The sequence below is a fragment of the Aliiroseovarius salicola genome (assembly GCF_027891095.1).
Taxonomy (GTDB): domain Bacteria; phylum Pseudomonadota; class Alphaproteobacteria; order Rhodobacterales; family Rhodobacteraceae; genus Aliiroseovarius; species Aliiroseovarius salicola.
Window position 1 is genome coordinate 14,110 of record NZ_JAQIIO010000009.1, and the last position, 26,024, is coordinate 40,133.

Genomic DNA, 26,024 nt, shown 5'->3' on the forward strand with positions numbered 1-26,024 from the left:
ATCATGCCTGGCTTCCTCAAGGAGTTTTTTAATCGCAACGGCACGCTGATGGGGTCGATCATGTTGGGGCTTGTCCTCTTCTGGGTCATTGGCCTGATCATTCTGCCCCAGCTGTCGATGCTTGATTTCTCGTTCCGGCCAAACCTGCCGCCCCCCGAAATCGGCGGGCCAAAGGATGTCTATACGCTGGAGAACTACAAATACCTGATCTATGGCCCGGAAGGCGGGTCGCAGGATTATAACGCAGTTGACCTTGCCGTGTTCTACCGCACCCTGGTGGCGGCGGTTCTGGTGACACTGTTCAACTTGGCTTTCTGCTATCCGATTGCCTACTACTTGGGTCAAACCAAGGGCAATCACATCCGCATCTTTGCTCTGATGCTGATCATCCCCTACTGGATCAATGAGATCCTGCGCGCCTTTGCGCTGCGGATCATCTTTGGCGAGACCGGGGTGTTCAATACGCTTCTCGTGGGCAGCGGTATCTTTGATACGCCATTTGACTTCATCCGCAACGATGTCGCGCTTTATGCGGGTCTGGGTTATGCCTATATCCTGTTGATGATCTTCCCGATCTACAACGTGATCGAAAGTCTTGATCACAACCAGATCGAGGCGGCCCGTGACCTTGGTGCCCCGTGGTGGCGGATTCATTGGCGGGTGGTGATCCCTTATGCCAAACCGGGCATCAGCTCGGGCTGTACGATGGTGTTCATGCTGTCGGCCGGTGCGCTGGCGGCGCCGCAGATCCTTGGCGGACCATCGTCGCTCTGGTTTACCCAGCTTATTTATCAGCAGTTCAATGACAACTCCGATTGGCCACAAGGCGCGGCCTACGCGATCGTGCTGCTTGTCACCTGTATCCTGCTGGTTCTGGCTGTGATGCGCCTGTTCAAAGTGAACATGGGGGATATCGGCAAATGAACCCTGATAAAATCATTCGCTATTCGATCTGGATCTATCTGGCGATCTTCTTTGCCTATCTATTAGGTCCGCTGATCATCATGTCGGCCACCGCGTTCAACTCGCCGGGGTTCCCGCGTATGACTCCGTGGGAGTGTCTGACCTTCGACTGGTTCGGCGCATTGTTCCGGGATGAACGTATCCTCAACGGGATCTGGAACTCGGTTCTGGTTGGAATCGGTACAGTAATCATGTCGGTATCGATGGGTCTGGCGGGCGCGCTGATGCTCACCCAGATCTGGCCCAAGCTTCGGGCGACCTATTACACGATCATCATTGCCCCGATCCTTATTCCGGGCGTGGTTTTGGGTATCTCAACCCTCGTGTTCTGGGATCGTATCAACCGGATGCTGGGGCTGGGGGCGGACAGCTTCCTGTCAAACGGGTTGTTTCTGACCATCATCGGTCAGTCGACCTTCATTGCCAGCTACTGCATGCTGGTACTGGTGGCCCGTCTGCAGCGTTATGACATGACGCTGACAGAGGCTGCGCTGGACTTGGGTGCCACCCATGCACAGGCGTTCCGTAAAGTGCTCATGCCGTTCATGTTCCCGGCCATTGCCTCGGCGGGTGTGCTGGCGTTCTTGGCCTCGTTCGAGAACTACAACACCACCACGTTCACCTTCGGTGAATACCCGACGCTGACCATCGAACTGGCGCAGAAAGTGCGTTACGGGATCACCCCGGCGATCTCGGCTCTGGCCTTCATGATTGTGGCGCTGACCGTGTTCTTTGCACTGGTCAACGAGGCAAATATCAAGCGCAAGGCGTTAATTGCCGAAGCGCGCAAGGATGCCACAGTTGGTGAATTGGCCGGTAAGGTCGAGGTGCCCGGTTTCCTCAGCCGCAACCCGGCTGCCATTGCACTGATCGTTCTGTTGATCGGAACGGCCACTGTTGTGGGGTCTGCCATGGCCTATAGCCCGGATCAATGTATCGCGGGTGTGCAGGAGCAGAAGCGTCTGGAAACCGAACGTCGCATTCAAGAGCTGCGCGATCAGCGTGCGAAAGATGCGGCGGAGAAGTCCCAGCAAGAAGGTGGGGCGGAAACGCAATCCACGCCAAAACCGTCGAACAACTCGGGATTTGGCAGCGTCTTCGCTCCGGGCACGCTTGAAGGTTCCGACAGCGACGCCGGTGATGCGGCCCCCACAGATAGTGGTGGCAACAATTCCGGGTTCGGTAATGTGTTTGATCCGAATGCCTTGCAAAACGACGACAACTGATCACGGTTGAACAATTATGAAACGGCCCGCCTCGCGCGGGCCGTTTTGTCTTGCGTGGGTTACGTTCTGTTGTCGAACGTCACATGGCTTTGATTTCGAGGTTGACGAGTGACACAAATGGTCGGTTCGAGCCCTTAGTCGCCCTTCTCATAAATAATAAATGGAGTTCTGGATGCCACTTGATCGTACAACATACGTCCTTTGTAGTTGAACTCTTGAGTGGCCCAATAGGTACTGGGGACGCCATCTTGCTTGGCGGCGCTGTGGACAGCTTCAATAAGAGCTCGCCCGACGCCTTTTCCCCTCACTTCAGGATCGGCGAACAAGTCCATCAAGTAGCAGGTATCTTCAATAGTCCACATAAACCGGTGATAGAGAAAGTGTGCTAACCCAACTGGTTTGCCTTCAATTTCAGCGATGAGGCATTGGTATTCGCCTGCTTCATCCGACAACAACCGTTGAAACGACACATCGTAAACCTCAACAGGTACGGAGGTTTCATAATATTCCAAGTATGCTGTCCATAAGCGACGCCACTCTTTGCTATCGCTTGCCGCTAAAGGGCGAATGACAAGATCTTTCATTTGAGCCTTCACAGATTCAGAATGAACGCCACTCTGATGGAAACCGGTACTTTCTGTCAACTCCGCCAAGGTCAGCTTCGTCCCGCACAGCCGACCTAGGGTTGGAACTGCATAACGGGACGCACTGATCTGTTTCAGGAAATCTCGCTCTTGGTATCAAAGGAACGCGACGCGCCATATCTGTCTTACATCCGTTACACAAATCCATTATTCATGAAATTATGAAATGAAGAGGGATTCGCCCCATGGATCAGCAACAGATCGACCGACTCACCACTCTGGGACATGCCGGGCGTATGGCGCTCTATCGTCTTCTGGTGCGCCGCTATCCGGACTTCGTTGCCTCGGGCGAGTTGGCTGACGTGCTTGAGGTGCGCCCCAATACGATGTCGGTCTATCTTGGCGCCTTGTCGCGCGCCGGGCTGATCACCCAGAAACGGGATGGGCGCAGCCTGCTGTACCGGTTTGATCCCGATGGGGCGGACAGTCTGGTGTCCTATCTTTATGACGATTGCTGCCGGGGCCGTCCCGCCGCCTGTGCGACACCGCGGGCCTTTGCCGAGGCGCATGAAAAGCAGAAAGTGCTGTTTCTCTGCACCGGCAATTCGGCCCGTTCCATCATGGCCGAAGTGATCCTGCGAGACCTCGCCGGGGACCAGTTCGAAGTCTTTTCGGCTGGAACGCGCCCCGCCGTGGTGCTCCACCCCGCAACCCTGCAATTGCTGGAAGACAAGGGCCATGACGTGTCCGGGTTACAGCCCAAACACATGTCCGATCTGGAAGGCGAGGCGTTCGACTTTGTTTTTACCGTCTGCGACATGGCTGCCAACGAAGATTGCCCGGTTTGGCCCGGCCAACCCGTCACCGCCCATTGGGGTGTGCCTGACCCTGCCCATGCAACTGGGTCCGACGCCGAGAAGGGGCTCGCATTTCAAACGCTTTATGGCGAGATGCACCGCCGTCTGACCCTGTTTGCGGCACTGGATACCAAACTGCTCGACCGGTTTTCCCTGCAAAACCAAATCGACGAAATTCCCATGACTGGAGAGAAGTAAATGACCACCTATGCCATCAATGGCTTGGGACGTATGGGCAAGCTTGCCCTGCGCCCGCTTCTGGAACGCGGCGCCAAGATTGCCTTTCTCAATGACGCCGTGGGTGACCCGGAAATGCACGCTCATCTGTTGGAGTTCGACACGGTGCATGGTCGCTGGTCCGCTGAATTCTCGCATGATGCGGACAGCATCAGCATCGACGGCACCCGGATCCCCGTGACCTGCACCCGCAACCTGACGGAACTGCCGCTGGATGGCGTGGATGTGGTGATCGACTGCACGGGTGCGTTCAAAACCGCCGAGAAACTCGCGCCATATTTTGATTCTGGTGTGAAAAAGGTGGTGGTCTCAGCCCCGGTCAAGGAAGACGAGGCGGCGAACATCGTCTTTGGCGTGAACGATGACATTTATGACGCCGACACCCACCGCATCGTCACCGCCGCAAGCTGCACCACCAACTGTCTTGCGCCCGTGGTGAAAGTGGTGTTGGAGGAATTCGGCATCAAGCATGGATCCATGACCACAATCCATGACGTGACCAACACGCAGACCATCGTGGATCGCCCCGCCAAGGATCTGCGCCGTGCACGTTCTGCGCTGAACTCGCTCATCCCGACCACCACCGGGTCGGCCAAGGCAATCACCCAGATTTTCCCCGAACTGACCGGCAAGTTAAATGGCCATGCAGTGCGGGTTCCGCTTTTGAACGCGTCACTGACAGATATCGTGTTCGAGTTGGAGAAGGAAACCACCGCTGAAGAGGTGAACGCTGCCTTCAAGGCCGCCGCCGATGGTCCGCTCAAGGGGATCCTTGGCTATGAAGAAAAGCCGCTGGTCTCAACCGATTACACCAATGACGAGCGCAGCTCTATCATCGACGCGCTGTCGACCATGGTCATCAATGGCACGCAGCTGAAGATCTACGCCTGGTATGACAATGAATGGGGTTACGCGCATCGTCTGGTGGATGTGGCCCTGATGGTGGGGAAATCACTGTGACGAAACCAAATGGCCCAAGATCTGGCATGGCGGCCTATATGGCCGTCACCGCTGCCTATTGGGCCTTTATGCTGACCGACGGGGCGCTGAGGATGTTGGTGCTTTTGCACTTTCACACCCTCGGATTTTCGCCAGTCGAGCTGGCCTATCTCTTTGTGCTTTACGAAATCGCCGGCATGGTGACGAACCTGTCAGCTGGGTGGATCGCCGCGCGGTTTGGCCTGACCTCAACGCTGTATGCCGGGCTTGGCCTGCAGATCGTGGCCCTTCTGGCGCTCGTGCAGCTTGACCCCACTTGGGCGGTTGGCCTGTCAGTGGTGTACGTGATGCTGGTGCAGGGCGTATCCGGTGTGGCGAAGGACCTCGCCAAGATGTCCTCGAAATCGGCGGTCAAGCTTTTGGCCCCGACCGAGGGCGATGGGCTCTTTCGCTGGGTTGCCGTACTAACCGGGTCGAAAAACGCAGTGAAAGGGCTGGGTTTCCTGTTGGGCGCGGCCCTTCTGGCATTGGCGGGGTTCGACGTGGCGGTTCTGGGCATGGCCGCAGTGCTTGCCGTGATCCTTGTTGCTGTCATCGCGCGCATGCCCTCGGGGCTTCCGACCGGGCGAAAGGACGCCAAGTTCCGCGAGGTGTTTTCCAAGAACCGCAATATCAATTGGCTGAGCTTCGCCCGCGTCTTTCTGTTTGGCGCGCGGGATGTGTGGTTTGTGGTGGGTATCCCGATCTATTTCCACTCGGTCCTGTCAGATGGCAGCCACGCGAGCGGGCGCAGCGCGTTTTTCCTCGTAGGCTCTTTCATGGCGGTCTGGATCATCCTTTACGGCGTGGTGCAGGCCAACGCGCCACGGCTGCTTCGGGCAAAATCGCGCGAGGCAGGAGAGTTGATTGGCATGGCCACGCGCTTTGCTGCGATGCTCGCCATTGTTCCAGCGATCCTTGCGATCATTGTCTATGGGGCAGGGGCGCCGGACATGTGGCTGACAGTCACGCTGGTCATCGGCCTTCTGGTGTTTGGCGCGCTTTTTGCGGTGAACTCGTCTCTGCATTCCTACCTGATCCTTGCCTTCACCGACACCAAACGGGTGACGATGGACGTGGGGTTCTACTATATGGCCAATGCCGCCGGGCGGCTGATTGGCACGGTCTTGTCGGGCGCGAGCTATCAGTTCGGCGGTCTGACCGCCTGTCTTGCCGTGGCCGCTGTCATGCTGGGCCTTTCCGCCCTTGGTGCTACGAAACTAACACAACACGAGGTGCCTCATGGGGCTGTTTGAACGTTATCTTTCCCTGTGGATTGCCGCTGGGATGTTGGCCGGGGTCGCGCTTGGGGCGATGGCCCCCGGTCTGGTGCAGGCTATTGCCGGGGCGGAATATGCGCAGGTCAACTTGGTGGTGGCGGTGCTAATCTGGGCGATGGTCTATCCGATGATGGTCGGCGTGGATTTCCGCGCGGTGGGTGACGTAGCTCGCCAGCCCAAAGGGTTGATGATCACCCTGTCGGTCAACTGGCTGATCAAGCCCTTCACCATGGCCTTCCTTGGCGTGCTGTTTTTCGAGTTCCTCTTTGCTCCGTGGATTTCACCCGCCGATGCACAATCCTATATTGCGGGGCTGATCCTTCTGGGTGCTGCCCCCTGCACGGCGATGGTATTTGTCTGGTCGCAGCTCACGCGCGGGGACGCGACCTATACGCTGGTGCAGGTCTCAGTGAACGACCTGATCATGGTGGTGGCCTTTGCCCCGATCGTGGCGCTGCTGCTTGGCGTGACTGACATCGTCGTCCCGTGGGAGACGCTGCTATTGTCAGTGGGTCTTTTTGTGGTGCTGCCGCTGATCGCCGGGGTTCTCACCCGCCGTTTGCTGGCCAACCCGGCGAGGATCGAATCGTTTCAGGCACGGGTGAAGCCTTTTTCCATTATCGGGTTGATCGCCACCGTGGTGATCCTGTTTGCACTTCAAGGGCAAGAAATCCTGTCGCGCCCAATGATCATCCTGCTCATCGCCATCCCGATCCTGATCCAGAGTTATGGGATCTTTGGCCTGGCTTATTTCACGGCCCATCGCATGGGCGTGCCACATCGGATCGCCGCGCCTTGTGCGCTCATTGGCACGTCGAACTTCTTTGAACTTGCAGTGGCCGTAGCGATCAGCCTCTTTGGCCTGTCATCAGGGGCGGCCCTTGCCACAGTGGTGGGTGTGCTGGTCGAGGTTCCGGTGATGCTGTCTCTGGTCGCCTTTGCCAACCGGACCCGCGAGCGGTTCCCGGTTTGACGGGTAGGGGAGGGTTAATCCCTCCCCATGCACATCATTTCTTCTTCATCGCATCCAGCAGCGCTGAGCCGAGCCCGCCCACTTGCTGCCCACCAGCCTTTTTCGGACCAGAGGACATGTTGCGTCCGCCCCCTTTTGGGCCACCGCGTTGCGGACGGTGATCCTGCTGTTTGCCCGGACCACGGGATTTGCGATCTTCCTTGGCCGACGCCCCGCCATCCTTGCGCATCGTCAGCCCAATGCGTTTGCGCGGGATGTCCACTTCGGTCACCGTCACTTTGACCACGTCACCGGTTTTCACCACCTCATGCGGGTCTTTGACGAACCGGTCTGCAAGCTGGCTGATGTGTACCAGCCCATCCTGATGCACACCGATATCCACAAAGGCGCCAAAAGCGGCGACATTGGTCACGGTGCCTTCCAGAACCATCCCGGATTTCAGGTCCGACATCTCTTCGACACCATCGGTAAAGCTTGCGGTTTTGAAGCTCGGGCGCGGGTCGCGGCCCGGCTTTTCCAGCTCCGAGAAAATGTCGCGTACGGTGGGCAGGCCGAAATCGCCGCTTACGAAATCGGCAGCTTTCAGCGACCTCAAGGCCCCTTCGTTGCCCATCAGATCGCGCAGATCCCGCCCGCAGGCCGACACGATCTTGCGGGCCACGTCATAGGCTTCAGGGTGAACAGCAGAGGCGTCGAGCGGTTCGTCGCCTTCGCGGATGCGCAGGAACCCCGCGCATTGTTCAAAGGCGCGCGGCCCAAGGCCCGAGACCTTCATGAGTGATTTGCGCGAGGGGAACGCGCCGTTGATGTCACGATGAGTCACAATGGATTGCGCAAGCGAGGCCGAGAGGCCAGAAACATGAGCGAGCAGCGGAGCGGAAGCCATGTTAAGATCGACGCCAACCGCGTTCACCGCATCCTCAACCACCGCTTCCAGGGATTTCGACAGGCGGCGCTGGTCCACGTCGTGCTGATATTGCCCAACCCCGATGGATTGTGGCTCGATCTTCACCAGTTCCGCCAGCGGATCCTGCAAGCGGCGGGCAATTGACACCGCGCCGCGCAAGCTCACGTCGAGATCGGGAAACTCGCGCGCGGCCAGTTCAGACGCGGAATAGACAGAGGCGCCCGCCTCGCTGACCACAACCTTGGTGGGCGCTTTCACGCCTTTGGGCAGGCGCTTGAGCGTGTCACCCACCAGCCGTTCGGTCTCGCGGCTGGCCGTGCCATTGCCGATTGCAATCAGTTCCACATCATGCTTGGCAATCAGCGCAAGGATTGCCGCTTCAGACCCCTGCATATCCATTCTCGGCTGGAACGGGTAGAGCGTTGCCGTGTCGAGCAATTTGCCAGTCGCATCCACCACAGCAGCCTTTACCCCGGTGCGAATGCCCGGATCCAACCCGAGGGTGGCGCGCGACCCGGCGGGGGCCGCAAGCAGCAGATCCTTGAGGTTGCGGGCAAACACGTCAATCGCTTCGTCATGGGACCGGGCGCGCAGATCGGCCATCAGGTCCAGCGTCATCGACAACGCCAGCTTCACCCGCCAGGCCCATCGGGCAACGGTGCGCAGCCAGGTATCGCCGGGGGTAGAACCTGCGCATTCCAGTCGGGCGGCAACCATATCCACGGCGCGGGCGGATCCGTCTTCGTCCGGTGCAATGTCTAGTGTGATCACCCCCTCTTTTGACGCCCGCAGCATAGCCAGCGCGCGGTGTGAGGGGGTTTTGGACCAAAGCTCCTGATGGTCAAAATAATCGGAAAACTTCGCTCCGGCCTGTTCCTGTCCGGCCACCACTTTGGCGGTCAGCAATGCCTCGCGCTGCATGAACGTCCGCAGCGCACCAACCAGTTCGGCGTTTTCTGCCAGTTCCTCAACCAGAATATCCCGCGCGCCATTGAGCGCGTCTTTCACCGTCGGAACGGCCTCGGTGACAAACGCCTCGGCGTGGACCTCGGGGGCCGTGGAGCGGGTATTGCGGATCTTTTCCAAGAGCGGCTCCAGCCCGTTTTCCCGCGCGATCATCGCCTTGGTGCGGCGCTTGGGTTTGTAGGGCAGGTAGAGGTCTTCGAGCGTGGATTTTGTATCGGCTGCCGCGATGGATTTTGCCAGATCGTCGGTCAGTTTTCCCTGATCCTTGATACTGGTCAGGATCACCTCGCGCCGCGCTTCCATCTCGCGCAGATAGGTCAGCCGGTCGGCAAGTTTCCTGAGCTGCGTGTCGTCCAGCCCTCCGGTGACCTCTTTGCGGTAACGCGCGACGAAGGGCACGGTAGCGCCACCGTCAAGCAGCCCAACCGCGGCGTTAACCTGTTGGGCGGACGCGGAAATATCGGTGGCAATGGTTTGGGAAATGCGGGTGTTGGTGTCCATGATCTCTCCTGTTCGGATGACCTGTTTAGCCTTGGTGCAAGGCAAGGGGAAGGGGGGCGAATTTGAGCTTTGGCAGATTATCGCCCGCGTTTGGTGGAAAGCAGCAGATTGGTCTCGGATCGGGTGATCCCCTCCATACGGCGAATGGAAAACAGCACCTGATCCAGTTCTTCCAGCGTCTCGGTGCCGATCTCTGCGATCAGATCCCAGGTGCCATTGGTGGAATGCACCGCCATCACCTGTGGAAGCGCTGCGACGCGGGACATCAGTCGTTCGGTGCCGCGCCCCTCGATGCCCAGCATCATCAACCCGCGCACCGGGTTGGGGGCCACGTCCTGCCGGGTGACGATGGTAAACCCGACAACCTCGCCGCGCTTTTTCAGCGCATCCATGCGGGCACGCACAGTGGTGCGGGTGACTCCGAGCAGGTCGGCAAGCTCTGACACTGATGCGCGGCCGTCCCGATGCAGCAGAGTAAGAAGGCGCCTATCCAAATTGTCCATGATGACTATCCAGTATGAGCAATGTTGGCCCATATTGGGCAATTTATCCCCTTCCGACAAGCCGGTTCTTGGCCAAAAGATGGGTCATGAACATGACAAACATCTTCCTTGTTGGAGCGCCCATGGATTCGGGCAAGAAGCGTCAGGGCTGCCGGATGGGGCCAGATGCTTATCGTGTGGCGGGTCTGGCTGAGGCGCTGACCGAGCTGGGACATGAGGTGCATGACTTGGGCGATGTGGCCCCGGATGTGGTAGATTTGCCGGAACATGAGCACCTTGTCTCGTTGCCGGACTGTGTGGGATGGACCCATGCGCTGACTCGAGTGGCGCAAGAGGCCGCAGGGAAAGGGATGCCGATTTTCATGGGCGGCGATCATGCGCTGTCGATGGGATCGGTGGCCGGGATGGCGGCCCATGCCAAGGCACAGGGCCGTCCGCTTTTCGTGCTGTGGCTGGATGCCCATAGCGACTTTCACACTCCGCAAAGCACCGCCAGCGGCAATTTGCACGGCACGCCGGTGGCCTATTTCACTGGGCAAGATGGGTTTGACGATTTCCCGGCCCCTTCAGCGCTGGTTGAAATTGAACATGTGGGCATGATGGGGCTGCGGTCTGTGGACCCTGCGGAACATGCCGCGCTTGCAGATCAGCATGCCATGCTGGTGGATATGCGCGCGATTGATGAACATGGAATCAAGGCGCCTTTGGTGGCTTTCCTTGAAAAGGTCCGTGCGGCCAATGGGATGCTGCATGTCTCGTTGGATGTGGATTTTCTTGACCCCTCCGTGGCCCCTGCGGTTGGTACCACCGTTCCGGGTGGTGCAACGGAACGCGAAGGGCATTTGGTGATGGAATTGCTGTGTGACAGCGGGCTGGTGACCTCGTTGGATCTGGTTGAGTTGAACCCGTTTCTGGATGAGCGCGGCCGCACTGCCAAACTGATGGTGGACCTCACCGCTTCTCTTATGGGGCGTCGTATCTTTGATCGCCCAACCCGTTCTTTCTAAAGGAGTTTCAGATGTTGCAACCGTCTGACAAGGCCCTGGTGCCTTTTGTTTCCGTCGATCACATGATGAAGCTCATTCACCATGTGGGCCTGGAAGAGATGATCGTCGGTATCGCTGCCGAGATCGAGCGCGATTTCAAACGCTGGGAAAGCTTTGACAAGACCCCGCGCGTGCCCGCCCATTCACCTCATGGGGTGATTGAACTGATGCCAACTTCGGATGGCGAGGCGTATGGCTTCAAATATGTAAACGGGCACCCGAAGAACACGTCCGAGGGTCTGCAGACCGTGACCGCCTTCGGCCTTCTGGCTGATGTTTATACCGGTTATCCGACACTTCTGACCGAGATGACGATCCTGACCGCGCTGCGGACGGCGGCGACCTCGGCCTTGGTGGGCAAATACCTTGCGCCCAAAGGCACGACCACCATGGCGATGATCGGCAATGGTGCGCAGTCGGAATTCCAGTGTCTGGCGTTCAAGGCGCTTTGCGGCATCGACACCGTGCGCCTTTATGACACCGACCCGGCAGCCACCGCGAAATGTGCGGCGAACCTTGCGGGCAAGGGGCTGACCGTCGTGTCCTGCAAGACCGGTGAAGATGCCATTGAGGGCGCGCAGATCATCACCACGTGCACCGCAGACAAGAAATACGCAACCATCCTGACCGACAACATGGTCGGACCGGGCGTGCATATCAACGCCATTGGCGGCGACTGCCCGGGTAAGACGGAACTGCACCGCGATATCCTTTTGCGCTCGGAAATCTTTGTGGAATACCCCGAGCAGACGCGCATCGAAGGTGAAATTCAAGCGCTGGATGACGATCATCCGGTGATCGAGATGTGGCAGGTGATGACCGGACAGGTCGAAGGCCGCAAGGACGACCGCCAGATCACCTTGTTTGACAGTGTTGGCTTTGCGATCGAGGACTTCTCGGCTCTGCGTTACGTCAAGCTGGCGATCGAAGGGACTGACTATTTCGAACCGTTAGACATGCTCGCAGACCCCGACGATCCGCGTGATCTGTTCGGAATGGTTCAACGTGCCAAATGAGAGTTCGGGGTCAGTTTGACCCCGAATTTACAATAAGGTTTTCAATTCTTCCTTGAGCCAGCTCAGGGCTGGCCCCATCACCTTGTGCTTGCGGTAGACCAGTTCAACGGGGGGGCTCCAAGGTTTGTGATCGAAACTCACCTGCATCTGGTGAAGCTGTCCTGCTGCAATCAGTGGGGCAGCCATGTGGTCGGGAAGATAGGTCCAGCCCAACCCTTGCTGGCACATGTGCAGAAGTCCCTGAAAACTGTTGGTCCACCAGGCTTGTGCCGACACGAGGTTGAGCATCTCTACTGCCTGCCCCTGAAGCCCGCGGATCAGCAATTGCCGGTGCTGAAATAGGTCATGCGCGGCAATTTCAGTTCGTTTGGCTAATGGGTGGGAAGGGTGGCAGACCGCTACAAAAGGCAGGTTGCCGATAAAGCAGACATCCGTGCTGTCATCAAAGGCAATTGGGGTGAAGAAGATGCCCAGATCCGCCTGACCTTTCGCAATCATCTCTGCCACATCCGGGCTTGCGCTTGTGACAAGTTCAAGCCGGGTTGCGGGATATGCCTTCCCGAAGCGGTCCAAGGTGTTACCCAGCTGTGGCAGGAGCAGCGCGTCATCCACGACCAATCGGATATGCGCCTCATCCCCCTTGTGAATGGAACGCGCGCCAATATCCAGCTGAGTCGCCTGCACCAGAACTGCACGCGCCATATCCAGAATACGATGCCCGTCGGGCGTCAGTGTCGGAATGCGGGTCGAGCGGTCAAACAGTTGTAGATCGAGATCAACTTCCAGATTTGCGATGCCCTGACTGACCGCAGATTGCGCTTTGCCCAGTTTGCGCGCACAGGCCGAAAACGAACCGGTGTCCGCCACATCCACCAACATGCGCAACTGTTCCAGCGTATACATCGCACTCACCTTTCATAAGCAAAACAGATGGTATCTAACTTTGTTCCATCAAGGAACCACCTTAGTCAGGAGCAAGTGAATTCGACGAAGAGTACCCCATGCCCATCAAGATGACATTTAAGGAACGCCTGCTGCACACAACGCTGTTTGAGGCTATCGCCTTGGCAACTTTTGTGCCGCTTTCGGTCTGGATAACGGGCCATCAGCCGCATCTGATGCTGGGCCTCAGCGTCACAATGAGTGTGATCGCGATGCTGTGGAACCTTGCTTACAACTGGGGTTTTGATCATGCGTTCGGCTTTGATCGCCTGTCGCGTGGGCTCACGCTCAGGCTGGTGCATAGCCTGTTATTTGAAGTGGGGCTGGTCACGGTCTCGCTGCCGCTGTTGATGGTGCTTCTGGATCTGGGATTCTGGGCTGCATTAATGTTTGATATCGCGGCGGTGATCTATTTCCTGATCTATGCGGTGATATTCAATTGGTCATTTGATGTCCTGCGGGATCGCTGGCTTCAGCATCGGGCTGCGCGTGGTGCAGCAGAGGCATAGTCCGCTATTGGAAGCAAGAAATCGCGAGAGGGGATGAAAGCGGTGGCAGGTTTGCTTTTGGGCGGATAGGCTATAAACAGATTTTGTTTGTCGATTTTGTGCTCGGGGGGAAATGCTGTGACCTTATCTGCGGTCCGATCACGGTCTCGTATGGCGTGTTTGGCCTTTCTTGCCTGCTTTTCATTCGCGGCATTGCCTGCTCCTGCTACCGCGCTTGACGATGTTGTGTTTGAAGTGTCGGGAGATAACGACCTTTCCGATACACTAAAAGCCGCGTCTTTGATCAAAGATGCTCAATCGCGAGATGTGAGCAATCCGCGCGAGCTCATGGCGGTGGCGCTTGCCGATTACGGAAGACTGACCGAAACGCTTTATGCCAACGGGTATTATAGCGGTGTCATAAACATCAGGCTGGATGGCCGCGAGGCCGCGAATATTCCTCCGTTTGAGGTGCCGAGCCAGATCAACCGGATTTCGATTTCTGTCACCCCCGGCCCCGCGTTTCAGTTTTCCACCGCAGATGTTACCCCCCTGGTTCCCGGCTATGCCCTGCCGGAGGAGTTCCGCCCCGGTGCGGCAGCCGAAAGTACCGCTATTCAAGCGGCGCTTGATGGGGCTGCTGAGGCGTGGCGAGACGCGGGCCATGCCAAAGTGTCATTGTCTGATCAGTCCCTGACCGCAGATCACGCTCGTAACACAATATCCGCCCGGATGATTCTGAACCCCGGTCCAAAGGTGCGCCTTGGGCAGTTGTTACAATCCTCGCAGAGCAATGTGCGGGCGGACCGCATTCAACGCATTGCCGGTTTCCCAAGTGGCGAGGTGTTTTCGCCTGAAAAACTCAGAACCGTTGCCAAACGTCTGCGCCGTACCGGGGCTTTTGCCTCGGTTTCTCTCACTGAAATGGATGAGCTGGGGACGGGTGACACCATGGATATCGGGCTGGCGCTGGTGGATGAAAAACCGCGCCGTTTTGGCGCGGGGGCCGAGCTTTCTTCGTTGGAGGGCCTGACCCTCACCGGGTTCTGGATGCACCGCAACTTTCTGGGTGGGGCAGAGCGCTTTCGTGTGGATGGCGAGGTGTCAGGCATCGGAGGGCAAAGTGGTGGGATCGACTACGAGCTTGGGGCGCGACTTGATCAACCCGCCACATTTGGCCCGGATACCGGCGGTTTTCTCTTTGCAAACCTTGCCTATGAAGATGAGCCCGGGTTCATTTCCCGCAAAGGAGAGCTGGGTGGCGGGGTGAACTGGATCCTGTCCGACACGCTGGAAGCTGAACTTGGGATTGGTCTGCGGTATTCCGAGACAACCGATTTTTTGGGGGACCGAGATTTTTTCTTGCTGACCTTACCCGCCACTCTGACATGGGACCGGCGAGACGATATCCTCAATCCGGCAAACGGGTTTTATCTCAGGGCTGAGGCCACGCCGTTTTTATCCCTGAACAGTGATGGGGTCGGCGCGCGCCTCTATGCAGATGGGCGGGCGTACCGAGGCTTTGGCGACGAGAACCGCTTTGTGCTTGCTGGGCGTGCTCAGATCGGAGCGGCGTTGGCTGGGCAGGTCAATGATATCCCACCAGATTATCTGTTTTATTCTGGCGGCGGCAATTCCGTTCGGGGGCAACCCTACCAATCACTCGGCGTGATCAAAGGGGACGACCTGACCGGCGGGCAGGGCTATCTTGCCCTGTCGCTAGAGCTGCGCGGCCAGATCACAGATACAATTGGCGTGGTCGGCTTTTTTGATGCTGGCCACATTGGTGAAAGTGGCTTTTTTGGCGATGACAGTGACTGGCATTCCGGTGCCGGGCTTGGGCTCAGATACCAGACACCAATTGGCCCGTTGCGGTTGGATGTGGGGTATCCCGTTTCGGGCGCAACCGGAGACGGGGTTCAGGTTTATATCGGTATAGGACAGGCGTTTTGATCCGGGTGATGTCCATATGGCTCTTCGGGGCAGTGCTGCTTCTGTGGTCGGGTTTTGTCGCGGCACAGGATGACCGGTCGCAGGATGAATTGAACGACCGCGGCTATATTCAAGGCTTTCTCGAGGATGGCCTGTCTGATGTGGGGCGCGACATTCGTATCATCGGGTTTGCCGGTGCTTTGTCTTCGCGGGCCACGATTGAGCAGATCACCATAGCCGATGATGATGGGATCTGGCTGACCCTGAACCAAGTTGGGTTGGGGTGGAGCAGGTCTTCACTTTTGATCGGTGCGCTGGATATTTCGGAGCTGTCCGCAGAAGAGATCATTCTGGAGCGGCTGCCAACCGCAGTCGACACCCCGCCATCCCCCGAATCCACAGGCTTCTCTCTCCCCGAATTGCCCATATCGGTGGAGGTTGCCGGCATCTCGTCGCCCCGTATCGTGATCGGAGAACCGGTGGTCGGGCAGGCGGCGGTTTTGCGGCTTGATGGCGACATGCAGCTGTCTGAAGGTGAGGGGAGGGCAAGGTTTGAACTTGACCGCACAGATGGTGCTCAAGGGCGTTTCGGGATCGAGGGGCAATTTGAGAACAGCACCCGCCAACTCAACCTCTCCCTTGCCCTGGTAGAAGGGAAAGACGGGATCGCTGCCAATCTGATCGACTTGCCAGGAAAACCGACTGTGGACATGTCGATCAAAGGACAGGGGCCACTGAATGATTTCACCGCCGATCTTCGTCTGGCAACAGATGGCGAAGAGCGGTTGGCTGGTCAGGTGACACTGTCCGGATCCGGCGAAGAAGGCGGCGAGGACCAGTTTTTTAGCACCAATCTGTCCGGCGATATCGCTCCGGTGTTTCTCCCAGAATTCCGTGACTTTTTTGGCGACCAAATCGCTTTGGTTGCCCGTGGCAAACGTGGCGCAGACGGCGCAATGCAGCTGGATGAGATGAACCTGCAGACGGAAGCCCTGGCAATTCAGGGGAACCTGTCGATTTCGGCTGAGGGCTGGCCGGAACATTTTGCACTCACCGGGCGGGTGTCACATGCGGATGGGTCAACTGTACGGCTGCCAATGTCGGGTCCAGAAACCACCGTTCAAGGGATGGATCTCAATGTTGCTTATGACAGCGCACGTGGGGAAGATTGGCGCGCTGATATGCAAGTGGCTGGTTTACGGCGCCCGGATCTCTCTCTGAACATTGCGAACCTCTCTGCCGGTGGGCAGCTGGTGCGCGGCGATGGGGCCGCAATTGGACAAGTGTTGGGCGACATCGCCATGACACTGGAAGGAATTACACCATCCGACCCCACTTTAGCCCGAGCCATTGGCCCGCGTGTAACTGGTCAACTGAGCCTGAAATGGCAGGAAGACGCACCTCTTGATCTAACGGAATTGGCTCTTAATGGAGAGGATTACCAGTTGACCGGAGATCTTCGCCTGCGTGATTTTGCTGAGGGCGGGGTTCTTTCACCTCTGCCACGCCTCGCGCTGTCCGCTCAGGATCTTTCGCGCTTTGCGGGTCTGTCGGGTGTCGATCTCTCTGGTGCCGCTGATTTGATCCTTGAAGGAGAGGTCAACCTGCTTGGTGGCGCATTTGATCTTCAACTGGCCGGGACCGGGCTGGACATTGCGATTGGCCAACCCCAGTTTGATCCGCTGGTTTCAGGGGATACCGATCTTTACCTTGATGTGCAGCGCGATGGCGCGGGGACGCGGATCAACCGGTTTGAAATCACATCTGAACATGCCGGGACCTCTTTGACCGCAGATCTGAAAACAGATGCCAGTTCCGGGCAGTTTGCCCTGACCCTCAATGACCTGTCGCGTGTCGAACCAACATTGTCAGGTCCGGCAAAACTGGAAGGTGCCGCCGTTCAGTCCGGGGATGTTTGGGACGTTCAGTTCTCTGGCACCGGGCCGGGCGAAGCTGAGTTGAGAGGCGATGCTGAGCTTCGGATGAATTCCGGTCAGCTGGAGACAGCCAGTGGCAAGATCTCTGGCAAACTTGGCGCATTGTCCCCCTATCGCGGGCTGGTAGGTCAGCCTGTTTCAGGGGCGATCGAATTCACCGTCGAAGGTGATATGCAGGTGCAAAGCGGGGCATTCACGCTTGCGCTATCCGGTGCTGGCCGGGATCTGGCAATAGGAAATCCGATGCTTGATCCCTTGATTGGTGGATCCAGCAGCGTGACCGCCAAACTGCATCGAACCGATGAAGAGGCAGCCCCAATTTTACTCGACGCGCTGGATCTCACCACACCAGAGTTGCGTATATCCGCGACAGGAGAGGGCACCGCCGAGGGGCAATCTCTGCAATTTGACGCAACCCTCAGGGATCTGGCACGCGTGACCACCGGTATATCCGGGCCTGCCACCATGACCGGCACGGCCGCTCTTCGGGATCAGAATTGGCAGATTGATCTGTCCGGAACCGGACCAAATCAGGCCAATCTGAACGTGAGCGGTCAGGTCGCCCAAGATGCGTCGCGGGCTGATCTGAAACTGGACGGTTCCACGCATCTTGCCATGTTGAACCCGTTGATCCGTCCACGGCTTCTGTCGGGTCAGGCCGCGTTTGATCTGGCTGTGAACGGCCCGCTCGCAGTGTCTTCTATTAGCGGCGATATCCGTGTGGTCGACGGGCAGCTGATCCTGCCAGCGCAGCAGATTGTCTTGGACCTGCAAGAGGTTTCAGTGCGACTGGCGCAGGAACGCGCCCAAATCAATGCCATCGCCAATGTGAAAGCTGGGGGGCAGATCACCGCAGAAGGCAGCGTCGGATTGACCGCGCCTTTTGTCTCTGAAATGCTGATGCGGGCAACTTCCGTGCATCTGAGTGATGGTCAACTTTACGACACCACAGTTGATGGCCGGGCCCGCCTGTCCGGTCCCCTGTCCGGTGGTGCTGTGCTTCAGGCCGAGCTGGCGCTTGGCCCAACCGAGATCCGCGTGCCAGAAGCGGGGCCAAGTGCGGTTCCGATCATCGCAGAGCTGACGCATATCAACGAACCCGCTGCCGTGCGCCGGACGCGAGACTATGCCGGGTTGATCGAAAGCACCGATGCCGAAGCTGCGGGCGCGCCTTATCCGCTGGACATTCGCGTATCAGCCCCCTCTCGAGTTTTTGTCCGCGGCCGTGGATTGGATGCGGAATTAGGAGGCGAGCTGCACCTGATGGGCACCAGTCATGACGTGGTACCGCAAGGCCAGTTCAATCTGATCCGTGGCCGTTTGGATATTCTGGGCAAACGGCTGGATCTGACCGAGGGCTTGGTGAGCATACAGGGGGATTTTGACCCACTATTGAGGTTTGTGGCGACAAGCCAAACAGAGGATGTTGATGTGCGAATCATTGTTGAAGGGTCCGCCTCGGAGCCTGATGTGAATTTCACATCATCCCCGGAACGCCCACAGGATGAGGTGCTGTCACTCCTTCTCTTTGGTCGCAGCATCACCCAAATCTCTCCGCTTCAGGCCCTGCGTATGGCGGCGGCGGTTCGAACCCTTGCGGGTAAGGGCGGCGAAGGGATCATTGGCAACCTGCGGGGCAATTTTGGATTGGATGATCTGGATGTCACGACCGATTCAGAAGGTGTGACCAATGTGCGGGCCGGAAAATATATCTCGGAAAATCTCTATACGGATGTGACCGTCGGATCTGATGGCACCAGCGAGGTGAACCTGAACCTCAATATCAACTCGTCACTCAAAGCACGGGGCAGTGTCACCTCAGAAGGGGAAAGCAAGCTTGGGATCTTTTTTGAGCGGGATTATTAGTCACGTTTCAGGCGCGTATGTCACCTGAACAAACAAAAAGGCGGCGCAGATGATATGCGCCGCCTTTTGCAATCGTACTTTCAGATCAGTTCAGGTCAAACCGATCCGCATTCATTACTTTCACCCATGCCGCGACAAAGTCCGACATGAATTTTTCACCCGCATCGCCCTGCGCGTAGACCTCGGCGAGGGCGCGCAATTGCGAGTTTGAGCCGAAGACAAGATCCACCCGCGTGGCGGTCCATTTAACATCCCCACTGGCCCGGTCGCGCCCCTCGAACTCGGTGGCATCCGCATCGCTTGGCGACCATGCGGTGCTCATGTCCAGAAGGTTGACAAAGAAGTCATTGGTGAGCTGTCCGGGGCGATCCGTGAGCACACCATGCGCCGCGTTTTCGTGGTTTGCGCCCATTGCACGCAAGCCACCGACAAGCACCGTCATTTCGGGTGCGGTCAGCGTGAGAAGTTGCGCACGATCAAGCAAAAGCTCTTCTGCCGATACAGTGAACAGGGTCTTCTGATAGTTGCGGAACCCGTCCGAGACCGGCTCGAGCACGTCAAAGCTGTCAGCATCGGTCTGCTCTTCGCTGGCGTCCATTCGGCCAGGTGCAAAAGGAACAGTGATGTCATGTCCAGCGGCCTTCGCAGCCATTTCGACACCGGCAGAGCCGCCCAGAACAATCATATCCGCCAATGAGATCTGTTTGCCGCCGCTCGCTTTCGCATTGAAACCGTCGCGGAGGGTTTCCAACTCTCCCAGCACACGTGCCAGTTCCGTGGGTTCATTCACCGCCCAATCCTTTTGCGGAGAAAGGCGGATACGCGCCCCATTGGCGCCGCCGCGCTTGTCGGATCCCCGGAACGTCGAGGCCGACGCCCAGGCGGTGCTGACCAGATCACGCACCGAAAGCCCTTGGTCCTTGATCTGATCCTTGATCGCGGCCACGTCGGCATCATCCACCAGAGCATGATCAGCAGCAGGCACCGGATCTTGCCAGATTAGATCTTCACCCGGAACCTCGTCGCCGAGATAGAGCGCTTTTGGCCCCATATCCCGGTGGGTCAGTTTGAACCAGGCACGCGCGAACGCATCTGCGAATTCTTCCGGGTTTTCATGGAACCGCTTGGAAATCGGGCCATAGATCGGATCCATCCGCATTGACATATCGGCGGTGGTCATCATGGTTTTGACCTTCTTCGATGGATCATGTGCCTGCGGCGCCATGTCCTCATCCGTTACACCAACGGGTTCCCAGATCCATGCACCGGACGGCGATTTGGTCAGGTTCCAGTCATAGCCAAAGAGCAGGTCGAAATATCCATTGTCCCATTTGGTTGGGTTTGCGGTCCACGCGCCTTCGATGCCGCTGGTGGTGGTGTCATCCCCATGGCCCGTCCCAAGCGCATTGATCCAACCAAATCCCATTTCCTCAATCGGCGCGCCCTCCGGCTCCGGTCCAACCAGATCCGGGTCGCCTGCACCATGGGCTTTGCCAAACGTGTGGCCCCCGGCGACCAGTGCCACGGTTTCCTCGTCATTCATCGACATCCGGCCAAAGGTGTCACGAATATCGCGACCAGAGGCAAGGATGTCGGGCTCACCGTTTGGACCTTCGGGGTTCACATAGATCAGACCCATCTGCACAGCCGCCAGCGGGTTTTCCAGATCACGATCCCCAGAGTAGCGCGTTTCGCCCAGCCATTCACCCTCGGTGCCCCAGTAGATATCCTCTTCGGGGGCCCAGATATCAGCCCGTCCGCCGCCAAAACCGAATGTCTTGCCGCCCATGCTTTCAATGGCACAATTGCCCGCAAGGATCATCAGGTCGGCCCAGGAAATCTTGTTGCCGTATTTCTGTTTGATCGGCCAGAGAAGCCGCCGTGCCTTGTCGAGGTTGCCATTGTCCGGCCATGAATTGAGCGGAGCAAAACGTTGGTTCCCTGTGGAACCGCCACCGCGCCCATCTGCATTGCGATAGGTGCCAGCCGAGTGCCAGGCCATGCGGATGAAGAACCCACCGTAATGGCCGTAATCGGCCGGCCACCAGTCCTGACTGTCGGTCATCAGCTCGTAGAGATCCTGCTTCAAAGCCTTCAAATCCAACGACTTGAAGGCCTCGGCGTAATCAAAGCCTGCCCCCATCGGATCTGACTTCGTATCATGCTGGTGCAGGATGCGAAGGTTAAGCTGTTCTGGCCACCAATCGCTGTTTGACCGCGTGCCGGTAGAAGTCGCCCCATGGGCCACGGGGCATTTGCCTGCGGGATTTCCGTCCATGAATTTTCTCCATTTGAAATGTGTGTGAAGTCGGGCGCGGAACGCACCTATATAGCTTCAGCCTATGGGGGAGGTTTCATAAAGTGAAATTGCCTTTTCAAATCGTCATGATAACCTAAGGTTATGATAGACATTACTCTGAGAAAGCTTCGATATTTTGATGCCTTGGCGCGCACCGGCCACTTTGGGCGTGCGGCCGAAGCCTGTGCCATATCGCAACCCGCCTTGTCGGTACAAATCAAAGAATTGGAAGAAATATTGGGCACACCGCTTATCGAGCGTAGCCAACGTCATCTGCGCCTGACCCGCTTTGGTCAGGCCTTCCTGAGCCGGTCCCGCGAGATCCTACGCTCGGTTGATGATCTTGAACAGCTGGCGCGCACCGCAAAAGGGCGTCTTGTGGGATCACTGCGCATCGGGGTGATTCCCACCATCGCGCCGTATCTGTTGCCGCGCATCATCCATGCGCTAAGCGCACAATATGATGAAACCGAGATCCACATACGGGAAACCCAGACCTCGACACTGTTGTCCGAACTTGCCGAGGGGCGGATCGATACCGCCATCCTCGCGCTTCCAATATCGGATCCACGGTTTGCCGAAATTGCGTTGTTTGAGGAACGCTTTGTTCTGGTACGTCCTGAGGGCGACGCAAATAAACCAGTGCCAAGCCGCGATCGACTGCGCGAGATGCGGCTGTTGCTCTTGGAGGAAGGGCATTGCTTTCGAGATCAGGCCCTGTCGTTCTGCGATATTTCATCAAATCCTCGGGGCGAGTTGCGAGAGATGCTTGATGGCAGCTCTCTTGCCACCCTGGTGCAGATGGTCGGGGCCGGGATTGGCGTAACCTTAATCCCGGAAATGGCAGTTGGCGTTGAAACCGGATCGGCCCCCGTCTCTGTTTCCCGCTTCAGCGACCCCGAGCCCAAACGTACCATTGGCATGATCTGGCGCCGATCCAGCCCGATGGGACCAGTCTTTCAGGAGATGTCCGAGATTGTGCGAAACTGTGCAGGGGCAGGGGGTGAGGGTCTCTCGGATCGGGGCAGACGCTGACAAATGGATAAGCCACATTCATTGTGCAGGGCAGAAAGGTCGGTTCAAGCTTGATTTCCGCCAATTCCAGCGTAGATTGGCGCCAACTTTCCCAAACGGATAATTTCCCCGTGAACATGATGTCTACCTTTGTCAAACCGATGCACCCCGAAGGGCGCCGGTTTGTCGCAATTTTCGCCGCCATTACATTGGTTTTCTTTCTGATCTGGGCACCGCTTGGCTGGGTCGGCGTTGGCCTGACGGTCTGGTGCTATTATTTCTTCCGCGATCCTGAGCGCATGTCGCCGCTGCGCGATGACGTGATTATCAGCCCAGCAGATGGGGTTGTGTCCCTGATCGAACCGGCTGTTCCTCCGGCAGAACTGGGGATGGAAGACAAGCCGTTGACCCGCGTCAGCGTGTTCATGTCGGTCTTCAACTGCCATGTGAACCGGATGCCCGTCGGTGGCAAGATCACAGCGATTGCCTATCGCCCCGGCAAGTTCTTCAACGCCTCGCTCGACAAAGCCAGCAAAGACAATGAACGCAACAGCCTGCGGATCGAAATGCCGGATGGGCGCGACATTGCCGTGGTGCAGATCGCCGGCCTCGTGGCACGTCGCATCGTGTGTTTCACCGGTGAAGGGCAGCGCCTTGGTCTGGGTGAACGGTTCGGACTGATCCGTTTTGGCTCGCGCCTGGATGTCTATCTGCCGGAAGGCGTTGAACCGATGGTTCGTCTTGGTCAGACCATGGTTGCGGGTGAGACACTGATTGCCGAACTGGGCACCGCAGATGCACCCGAGGACGCTGCATGAATGAGATGCGCCCCAAACCCGCGCGTAAGGTGGCGCTGATCCAGCTTGTGCCGAATGTGATGACCGTTGCGGCGGTCTGTGCGGGGATGACCGCCATTCGATACGCGGTGCAGGGGCACATTTCCTGGGCCGTCGGTTTCATTATGCTTGCGGCCATCCTGGATGGGCTCGACGGGCGCATGGCCCGACTGGTCAATGGGCAATCTGAAATGGGGGCCGAACTCGACAGTCTGGCCGATATGCTGAATTTTGGCGTGGCCCCGGCCCTGGTGCTTTATTTCTGGGGGATGCAGGATACGAGCTCGCTCGGCTGGCTTGCGGTGCTGGTCTACGCGGTTTGTTGCCTCGTCCGATTGGCGCGGTTTAACGTGGGCAACAAATCCGAAGGGGGCGATGATGTTACGTCGCACTTCACAGGTGTTCCGGCGCCCGCAGGCGCCATTCTTGCGCTGGTCCCTATCTATCTGACCCGCGCCTTTCCTGCCCTGGACCCGCTGCCGGTCGGGGCGATTGTCGTTTACCTTCTGCTGATCGCTTATTTGATGATCAGCCATATTCCCACGCCATCATTCAAATCCACCCGTATCAACCGCGAACATGTGAAATTCGTTCTGGTTGGGGTTGGCATTTTTGGTGCGGGCATTGTGACCCATGTCTGGATCACACTTCTTCTGTCTTGCGCATTTTACACTGTGCTGGTCATTCTGGGTTGGCTCAGCACGCTGAAGCAAAAAGCCAAACCTTAACACCCAGACCAGCCAATAGAGTAACACTATGGACCTCAAATCCGTCCGGGCGTCCTATGCCCGATGGGCCCCGATCTACGACCAAACTTTTGGCGCGGCGACCAGAGCTGGACGCCACGCCGCAGTAAGCTATCTCAATGCACATCCCGGTTCCGTGTTGGAGGTTGGGGTGGGCACAGGTCTTGCCCTTCCGCATTATGCTGCCGAAATGCAGGTGACCGGCATCGATTACAGCCACGAGATGCTCGCCAAGGCGCAGGGCAAGGTGGCCGAGCATGGGCTGAGCCATGTCTCGGACCTGCGCCAGATGGATGCCCGTGATCTGGACTTCCCCGACAACAGTTTCGACAATGTCGCCGCCATGCATGTGCTGTCAGTTGTACCTGAACCAGAGCGGGTCATGGAAGAAATTGCCCGCGTCTGCAAACCGGGTGGCAAGGTCGTGATCACCAATCATTTCAAGCACGACACGGGGATGATCGGGTTGATTGCGAAGCTCTCTGCCCCGTTGGCCAACATGATCGGCTGGCATTCTGATTTCGAATTGCAAACGGTGCTGCAGGATCCACGTCTTGTTCTGGCAGACCAAAGGTCCCTGCCGCCTGTGGGCATGATGACGTTTCTGGTACTGGAAAAGAAGTCTACCTAGTTCCACGGCCGAAGCTTTGACGCCGCATATCTTAAGAAAAACCCCGGTTGTTTCCAACCGGGGTTTATTTTTTATCCGCCGAAATCATCCAGCATGATGTCTTCGCGATCCACACCAAGCTCAAGCAGCATGTTGATCACGGATTGGTTCATGATGGGCGGGCCACACATGTAGTATTCACAGTCTTCTGGCGCTGAGTGATCCTTGAGGTATTCGTCATACAACACGTTGTGGATGAAGCCGGTATAGCCGGTCCACTCATCCTCGGGCATCGCATCCGACAGGGCCACGTGCCAGGTGAAGTTCGGGAACTCCTTGGCCAGCTCATCGAAATCCTCGACAAAGAACATCTCTTTCTTCGAGCGCGCACCGTACCAGAAGGTGATCTTGCGATCCTTGTTCTTCAGGCGCTTCAACTGGTCAAAGATATGTGAACGCATCGGTGCCATACCTGCACCACCGCCGATGAACACCATTTCCTTTTCGGTCTCGCGGGCGAAGAACTCGCCAAACGGGCCGGAAATCGTCACCTTGTCACCCGGTTTCAGGTTGAAGATGAAGGACGACATCTGACCCGGCGGGATACCTTCAGTGCCCGGGGGCGGGCTGGCGACACGAACGTTGAGCATGATCATGCCCTTTTCATCCGGATAGTTCGCCATTGAATAGGCACGTTCAACCGGTTCAGAGACGGTGCTCTCATATTGCCACAGATTGAACTTGTCCCAATCTTCGCGATATTCGTCCTGAATATCGAAATCAGTGTATTTCAGCTGGTGCGCCGGGGCTTCGATCTGGATGTAGCCACCCGCGCGGAAATTCACATCTTCGCCTTCTGGCAGGTCCAGAACCAGCGCCTTGATGAAGGTGGCGACGTTTTCATTGGAACGCACGGTGCATTCCCATTTCTTGACGCCGAACACCTCTTCCGGGACTTCGATTTCCATGTCCTGTTTCACGGCCACCTGACAGGACAGACGGTCGCCACATGCGGCTTCACGCTTGGTGATATGGCTTTCCTCGGTGGGCAGGATCGACCCGCCGCCCGAATGCACTCTCACGCGACATTGTGCGCAGGTGCCACCGCCGCCACAGGCAGAGGGGACAAAGAGTTTCTGTTCAGCCAGCGTTTGCAGCAGTTTCCCGCCCGCCGGAACCGATACGGTTTTCTCACCATTGATGGTGATGTTCACGTTCCCGGTCGACACCAGTTTCGAGCGCGCCGCGATGATGATCGAGACAAGCGCCAGCACGATCAGCGTGAAAAGAACGATACCTAATGCAAATGTGGTCATG

Annotated in this window: 21 protein-coding genes; 15 read left to right on the forward strand and 6 right to left on the reverse strand. The window is 57.5% G+C overall.

All coding sequences use genetic code 11. The features are described from left to right. The first annotated feature begins 3 nt into the window (after positions 1–3). Entirely contained in the window at positions 4–924 is a 921-nt protein-coding gene (locus O2N63_RS14430; protein WP_271054990.1) for an ABC transporter permease, read from the forward strand. Next, the gene (locus O2N63_RS14435; RefSeq protein WP_271054991.1) at positions 921–2,189 is read left to right on the forward strand and encodes an ABC transporter permease; all 1,269 of its coding nucleotides are present in this window, start codon (positions 921–923) and stop codon (positions 2,187–2,189) included. Before O2N63_RS14430 ends, O2N63_RS14435 begins: the two co-directional genes overlap by 4 nt. Positions 2,190–2,323: 134 nt before the next feature. On the opposite strand, the gene O2N63_RS14440 is transcribed toward O2N63_RS14435, so the two are convergent. After that, on the reverse strand, positions 2,324–2,773 hold the full coding sequence (locus O2N63_RS14440) for a GNAT family N-acetyltransferase (RefSeq protein WP_271054992.1): 450 nt from the start codon (positions 2,771–2,773) through the stop codon (positions 2,324–2,326). 245 nt (positions 2,774–3,018) lie between these two features. Here O2N63_RS14440 and O2N63_RS14445 point away from each other — a divergent pair, with 245 nt between their 5' ends. From O2N63_RS14445 to arsB, 4 genes are read left to right on the forward strand one after another with little or no spacing between them, the layout of a single operon-like run. Continuing rightward, a complete protein-coding gene (locus O2N63_RS14445) occupies positions 3,019–3,828 on the forward strand; it encodes an arsenate reductase/protein-tyrosine-phosphatase family protein (RefSeq protein ID WP_271054993.1) in 810 nt (269 codons plus the stop codon). Continuing rightward, a complete protein-coding gene (locus tag O2N63_RS14450) occupies positions 3,829–4,827 on the forward strand; it encodes an ArsJ-associated glyceraldehyde-3-phosphate dehydrogenase (RefSeq protein WP_271054994.1) in 999 nt (332 codons plus the stop codon). Between the two features lie 26 nt (positions 4,828–4,853). Further along, entirely contained in the window at positions 4,854–6,101 is a 1,248-nt protein-coding gene (arsJ, locus tag O2N63_RS14455; RefSeq protein ID WP_271055082.1) for an organoarsenical effux MFS transporter ArsJ, read from the forward strand. Next, positions 6,088–7,098 carry an ACR3 family arsenite efflux transporter gene (arsB, locus tag O2N63_RS14460; protein WP_271054995.1) on the forward strand — a complete coding sequence of 337 codons (1,011 nt, stop codon included), beginning with the start codon at positions 6,088–6,090 and terminating at the stop codon, positions 7,096–7,098. Before arsJ ends, arsB begins: the two co-directional genes overlap by 14 nt. Positions 7,099–7,132: 34 nt before the next feature. On the opposite strand, the gene O2N63_RS14465 is transcribed toward arsB, so the two are convergent. Both O2N63_RS14465 and O2N63_RS14470 read right to left on the reverse strand, forming a co-directional pair. Further along, positions 7,133–9,472 (reverse strand): Tex family protein, encoded by a 2,340-nt coding sequence (locus tag O2N63_RS14465; RefSeq protein WP_271054996.1) that lies wholly within the window; start codon positions 9,470–9,472, stop codon positions 7,133–7,135. A gap of 77 nt (positions 9,473–9,549) precedes the next feature. Continuing rightward, positions 9,550–9,975 (reverse strand): Lrp/AsnC family transcriptional regulator, encoded by a 426-nt coding sequence (locus O2N63_RS14470; RefSeq protein ID WP_271054997.1) that lies wholly within the window; start codon positions 9,973–9,975, stop codon positions 9,550–9,552. An 86-nt stretch (positions 9,976–10,061) separates the two neighbouring features. On the opposite strand from O2N63_RS14470, the gene rocF reads away from it, so the two are divergent. Continuing rightward, a complete protein-coding gene (gene rocF, locus O2N63_RS14475) occupies positions 10,062–10,982 on the forward strand; it encodes an arginase (RefSeq protein WP_271054998.1) in 921 nt (306 codons plus the stop codon). A gap of 11 nt (positions 10,983–10,993) precedes the next feature. Then, positions 10,994–12,037 carry an ornithine cyclodeaminase gene (locus O2N63_RS14480; protein ID WP_271054999.1) on the forward strand — a complete coding sequence of 348 codons (1,044 nt, stop codon included), beginning with the start codon at positions 10,994–10,996 and terminating at the stop codon, positions 12,035–12,037. 27 nt (positions 12,038–12,064) lie between these two features. Here O2N63_RS14480 and O2N63_RS14485 read toward each other — a convergent pair whose 3' ends face one another. Next, positions 12,065–12,940, reverse strand: coding sequence for a LysR family transcriptional regulator (locus tag O2N63_RS14485; protein ID WP_271055000.1), 876 nt, complete (start codon positions 12,938–12,940; stop codon positions 12,065–12,067). A gap of 98 nt (positions 12,941–13,038) precedes the next feature. Between O2N63_RS14485 and O2N63_RS14490 the strand changes: the two genes are divergently transcribed. From O2N63_RS14490 to O2N63_RS14500, 3 genes are all read left to right on the forward strand, one after another. After that, a complete protein-coding gene (locus tag O2N63_RS14490; protein WP_271055001.1) occupies positions 13,039–13,488 on the forward strand; it encodes a PACE efflux transporter in 450 nt (149 codons plus the stop codon). 192 nt (positions 13,489–13,680) lie between these two features. After that, positions 13,681–15,420, forward strand: a complete 1,740-nt coding sequence (locus tag O2N63_RS14495; protein WP_271055002.1) for an autotransporter assembly complex protein TamA — start codon at positions 13,681–13,683, stop codon at positions 15,418–15,420. An 8-nt stretch (positions 15,421–15,428) separates the two neighbouring features. Beyond that, positions 15,429–19,202: a translocation/assembly module TamB domain-containing protein gene (locus O2N63_RS14500; RefSeq protein WP_271055003.1), complete on the forward strand. Its 3,774-nt coding sequence runs from the start codon at positions 15,429–15,431 to the stop codon at positions 19,200–19,202. Positions 19,203–19,287: 85 nt separating this feature from the next. Here the strand turns inward: O2N63_RS14500 and katG are convergent, their stop codons facing one another. Next, positions 19,288–21,480 carry a catalase/peroxidase HPI gene (katG, locus tag O2N63_RS14505; protein WP_271055004.1) on the reverse strand — a complete coding sequence of 731 codons (2,193 nt, stop codon included), beginning with the start codon at positions 21,478–21,480 and terminating at the stop codon, positions 19,288–19,290. 123 nt (positions 21,481–21,603) lie between these two features. Here katG and O2N63_RS14510 point away from each other — a divergent pair, with 123 nt between their 5' ends. From O2N63_RS14510 to O2N63_RS14525, 4 genes are read left to right on the forward strand one after another with little or no spacing between them, the layout of a single operon-like run. Further along, the gene (locus O2N63_RS14510) at positions 21,604–22,536 is read left to right on the forward strand and encodes a hydrogen peroxide-inducible genes activator (RefSeq protein ID WP_271055005.1); all 933 of its coding nucleotides are present in this window, start codon (positions 21,604–21,606) and stop codon (positions 22,534–22,536) included. Positions 22,537–22,589: 53 nt separating this feature from the next. Then, positions 22,590–23,333 (forward strand): phosphatidylserine decarboxylase, encoded by a 744-nt coding sequence (locus O2N63_RS14515; RefSeq protein WP_271055083.1) that lies wholly within the window; start codon positions 22,590–22,592, stop codon positions 23,331–23,333. Next, positions 23,330–24,079: a CDP-diacylglycerol--serine O-phosphatidyltransferase gene (gene pssA, locus O2N63_RS14520; protein ID WP_271055006.1), complete on the forward strand. Its 750-nt coding sequence runs from the start codon at positions 23,330–23,332 to the stop codon at positions 24,077–24,079. Before O2N63_RS14515 ends, pssA begins: the two co-directional genes overlap by 4 nt. Before the next feature lie 28 nt (positions 24,080–24,107). Further along, complete coding sequence (locus O2N63_RS14525) at positions 24,108–24,728, forward strand: class I SAM-dependent methyltransferase (protein WP_271055007.1); 621 nt, start codon at positions 24,108–24,110, stop codon at positions 24,726–24,728. Between the two features lie 71 nt (positions 24,729–24,799). On the opposite strand, the gene nqrF is transcribed toward O2N63_RS14525, so the two are convergent. Next, on the reverse strand, positions 24,800–26,023 hold the full coding sequence (nqrF, locus tag O2N63_RS14530) for an NADH:ubiquinone reductase (Na(+)-transporting) subunit F (RefSeq protein WP_271055008.1): 1,224 nt from the start codon (positions 26,021–26,023) through the stop codon (positions 24,800–24,802). Position 26,024: the final 1 nt, after the last annotated feature.

Coding starts and splice junctions, on each gene's coding strand:
- O2N63_RS14430 (WP_271054990.1), top strand. CDS start 4: ATGCCTGGCTTCCTCAAGGAGTTTTTTAATCGCAACGGCACGCTGATG.
- O2N63_RS14435 (WP_271054991.1), top strand. CDS start 921: ATGAACCCTGATAAAATCATTCGCTATTCGATCTGGATCTATCTGGCG.
- O2N63_RS14440 (WP_271054992.1), bottom strand. CDS start 2,773: ATGAAAGATCTTGTCATTCGCCCTTTAGCGGCAAGCGATAGCAAAGAG.
- O2N63_RS14445 (WP_271054993.1), top strand. CDS start 3,019: ATGGATCAGCAACAGATCGACCGACTCACCACTCTGGGACATGCCGGG.
- O2N63_RS14450 (WP_271054994.1), top strand. CDS start 3,829: ATGACCACCTATGCCATCAATGGCTTGGGACGTATGGGCAAGCTTGCC.
- arsJ (WP_271055082.1), top strand. CDS start 4,854: ATGGCGGCCTATATGGCCGTCACCGCTGCCTATTGGGCCTTTATGCTG.
- arsB (WP_271054995.1), top strand. CDS start 6,088: ATGGGGCTGTTTGAACGTTATCTTTCCCTGTGGATTGCCGCTGGGATG.
- O2N63_RS14465 (WP_271054996.1), bottom strand. CDS start 9,472: ATGGACACCAACACCCGCATTTCCCAAACCATTGCCACCGATATTTCC.
- O2N63_RS14470 (WP_271054997.1), bottom strand. CDS start 9,975: ATGGACAATTTGGATAGGCGCCTTCTTACTCTGCTGCATCGGGACGGC.
- rocF (WP_271054998.1), top strand. CDS start 10,062: ATGAACATGACAAACATCTTCCTTGTTGGAGCGCCCATGGATTCGGGC.
- O2N63_RS14480 (WP_271054999.1), top strand. CDS start 10,994: ATGTTGCAACCGTCTGACAAGGCCCTGGTGCCTTTTGTTTCCGTCGAT.
- O2N63_RS14485 (WP_271055000.1), bottom strand. CDS start 12,940: ATGTATACGCTGGAACAGTTGCGCATGTTGGTGGATGTGGCGGACACC.
- O2N63_RS14490 (WP_271055001.1), top strand. CDS start 13,039: ATGCCCATCAAGATGACATTTAAGGAACGCCTGCTGCACACAACGCTG.
- O2N63_RS14500 (WP_271055003.1), top strand. CDS start 15,429: ATGTCCATATGGCTCTTCGGGGCAGTGCTGCTTCTGTGGTCGGGTTTT.
- katG (WP_271055004.1), bottom strand. CDS start 21,480: ATGGACGGAAATCCCGCAGGCAAATGCCCCGTGGCCCATGGGGCGACT.
- O2N63_RS14510 (WP_271055005.1), top strand. CDS start 21,604: ATGATAGACATTACTCTGAGAAAGCTTCGATATTTTGATGCCTTGGCG.
- pssA (WP_271055006.1), top strand. CDS start 23,330: ATGAATGAGATGCGCCCCAAACCCGCGCGTAAGGTGGCGCTGATCCAG.
- O2N63_RS14525 (WP_271055007.1), top strand. CDS start 24,108: ATGGACCTCAAATCCGTCCGGGCGTCCTATGCCCGATGGGCCCCGATC.
- nqrF (WP_271055008.1), bottom strand. CDS start 26,023: ATGACCACATTTGCATTAGGTATCGTTCTTTTCACGCTGATCGTGCTG.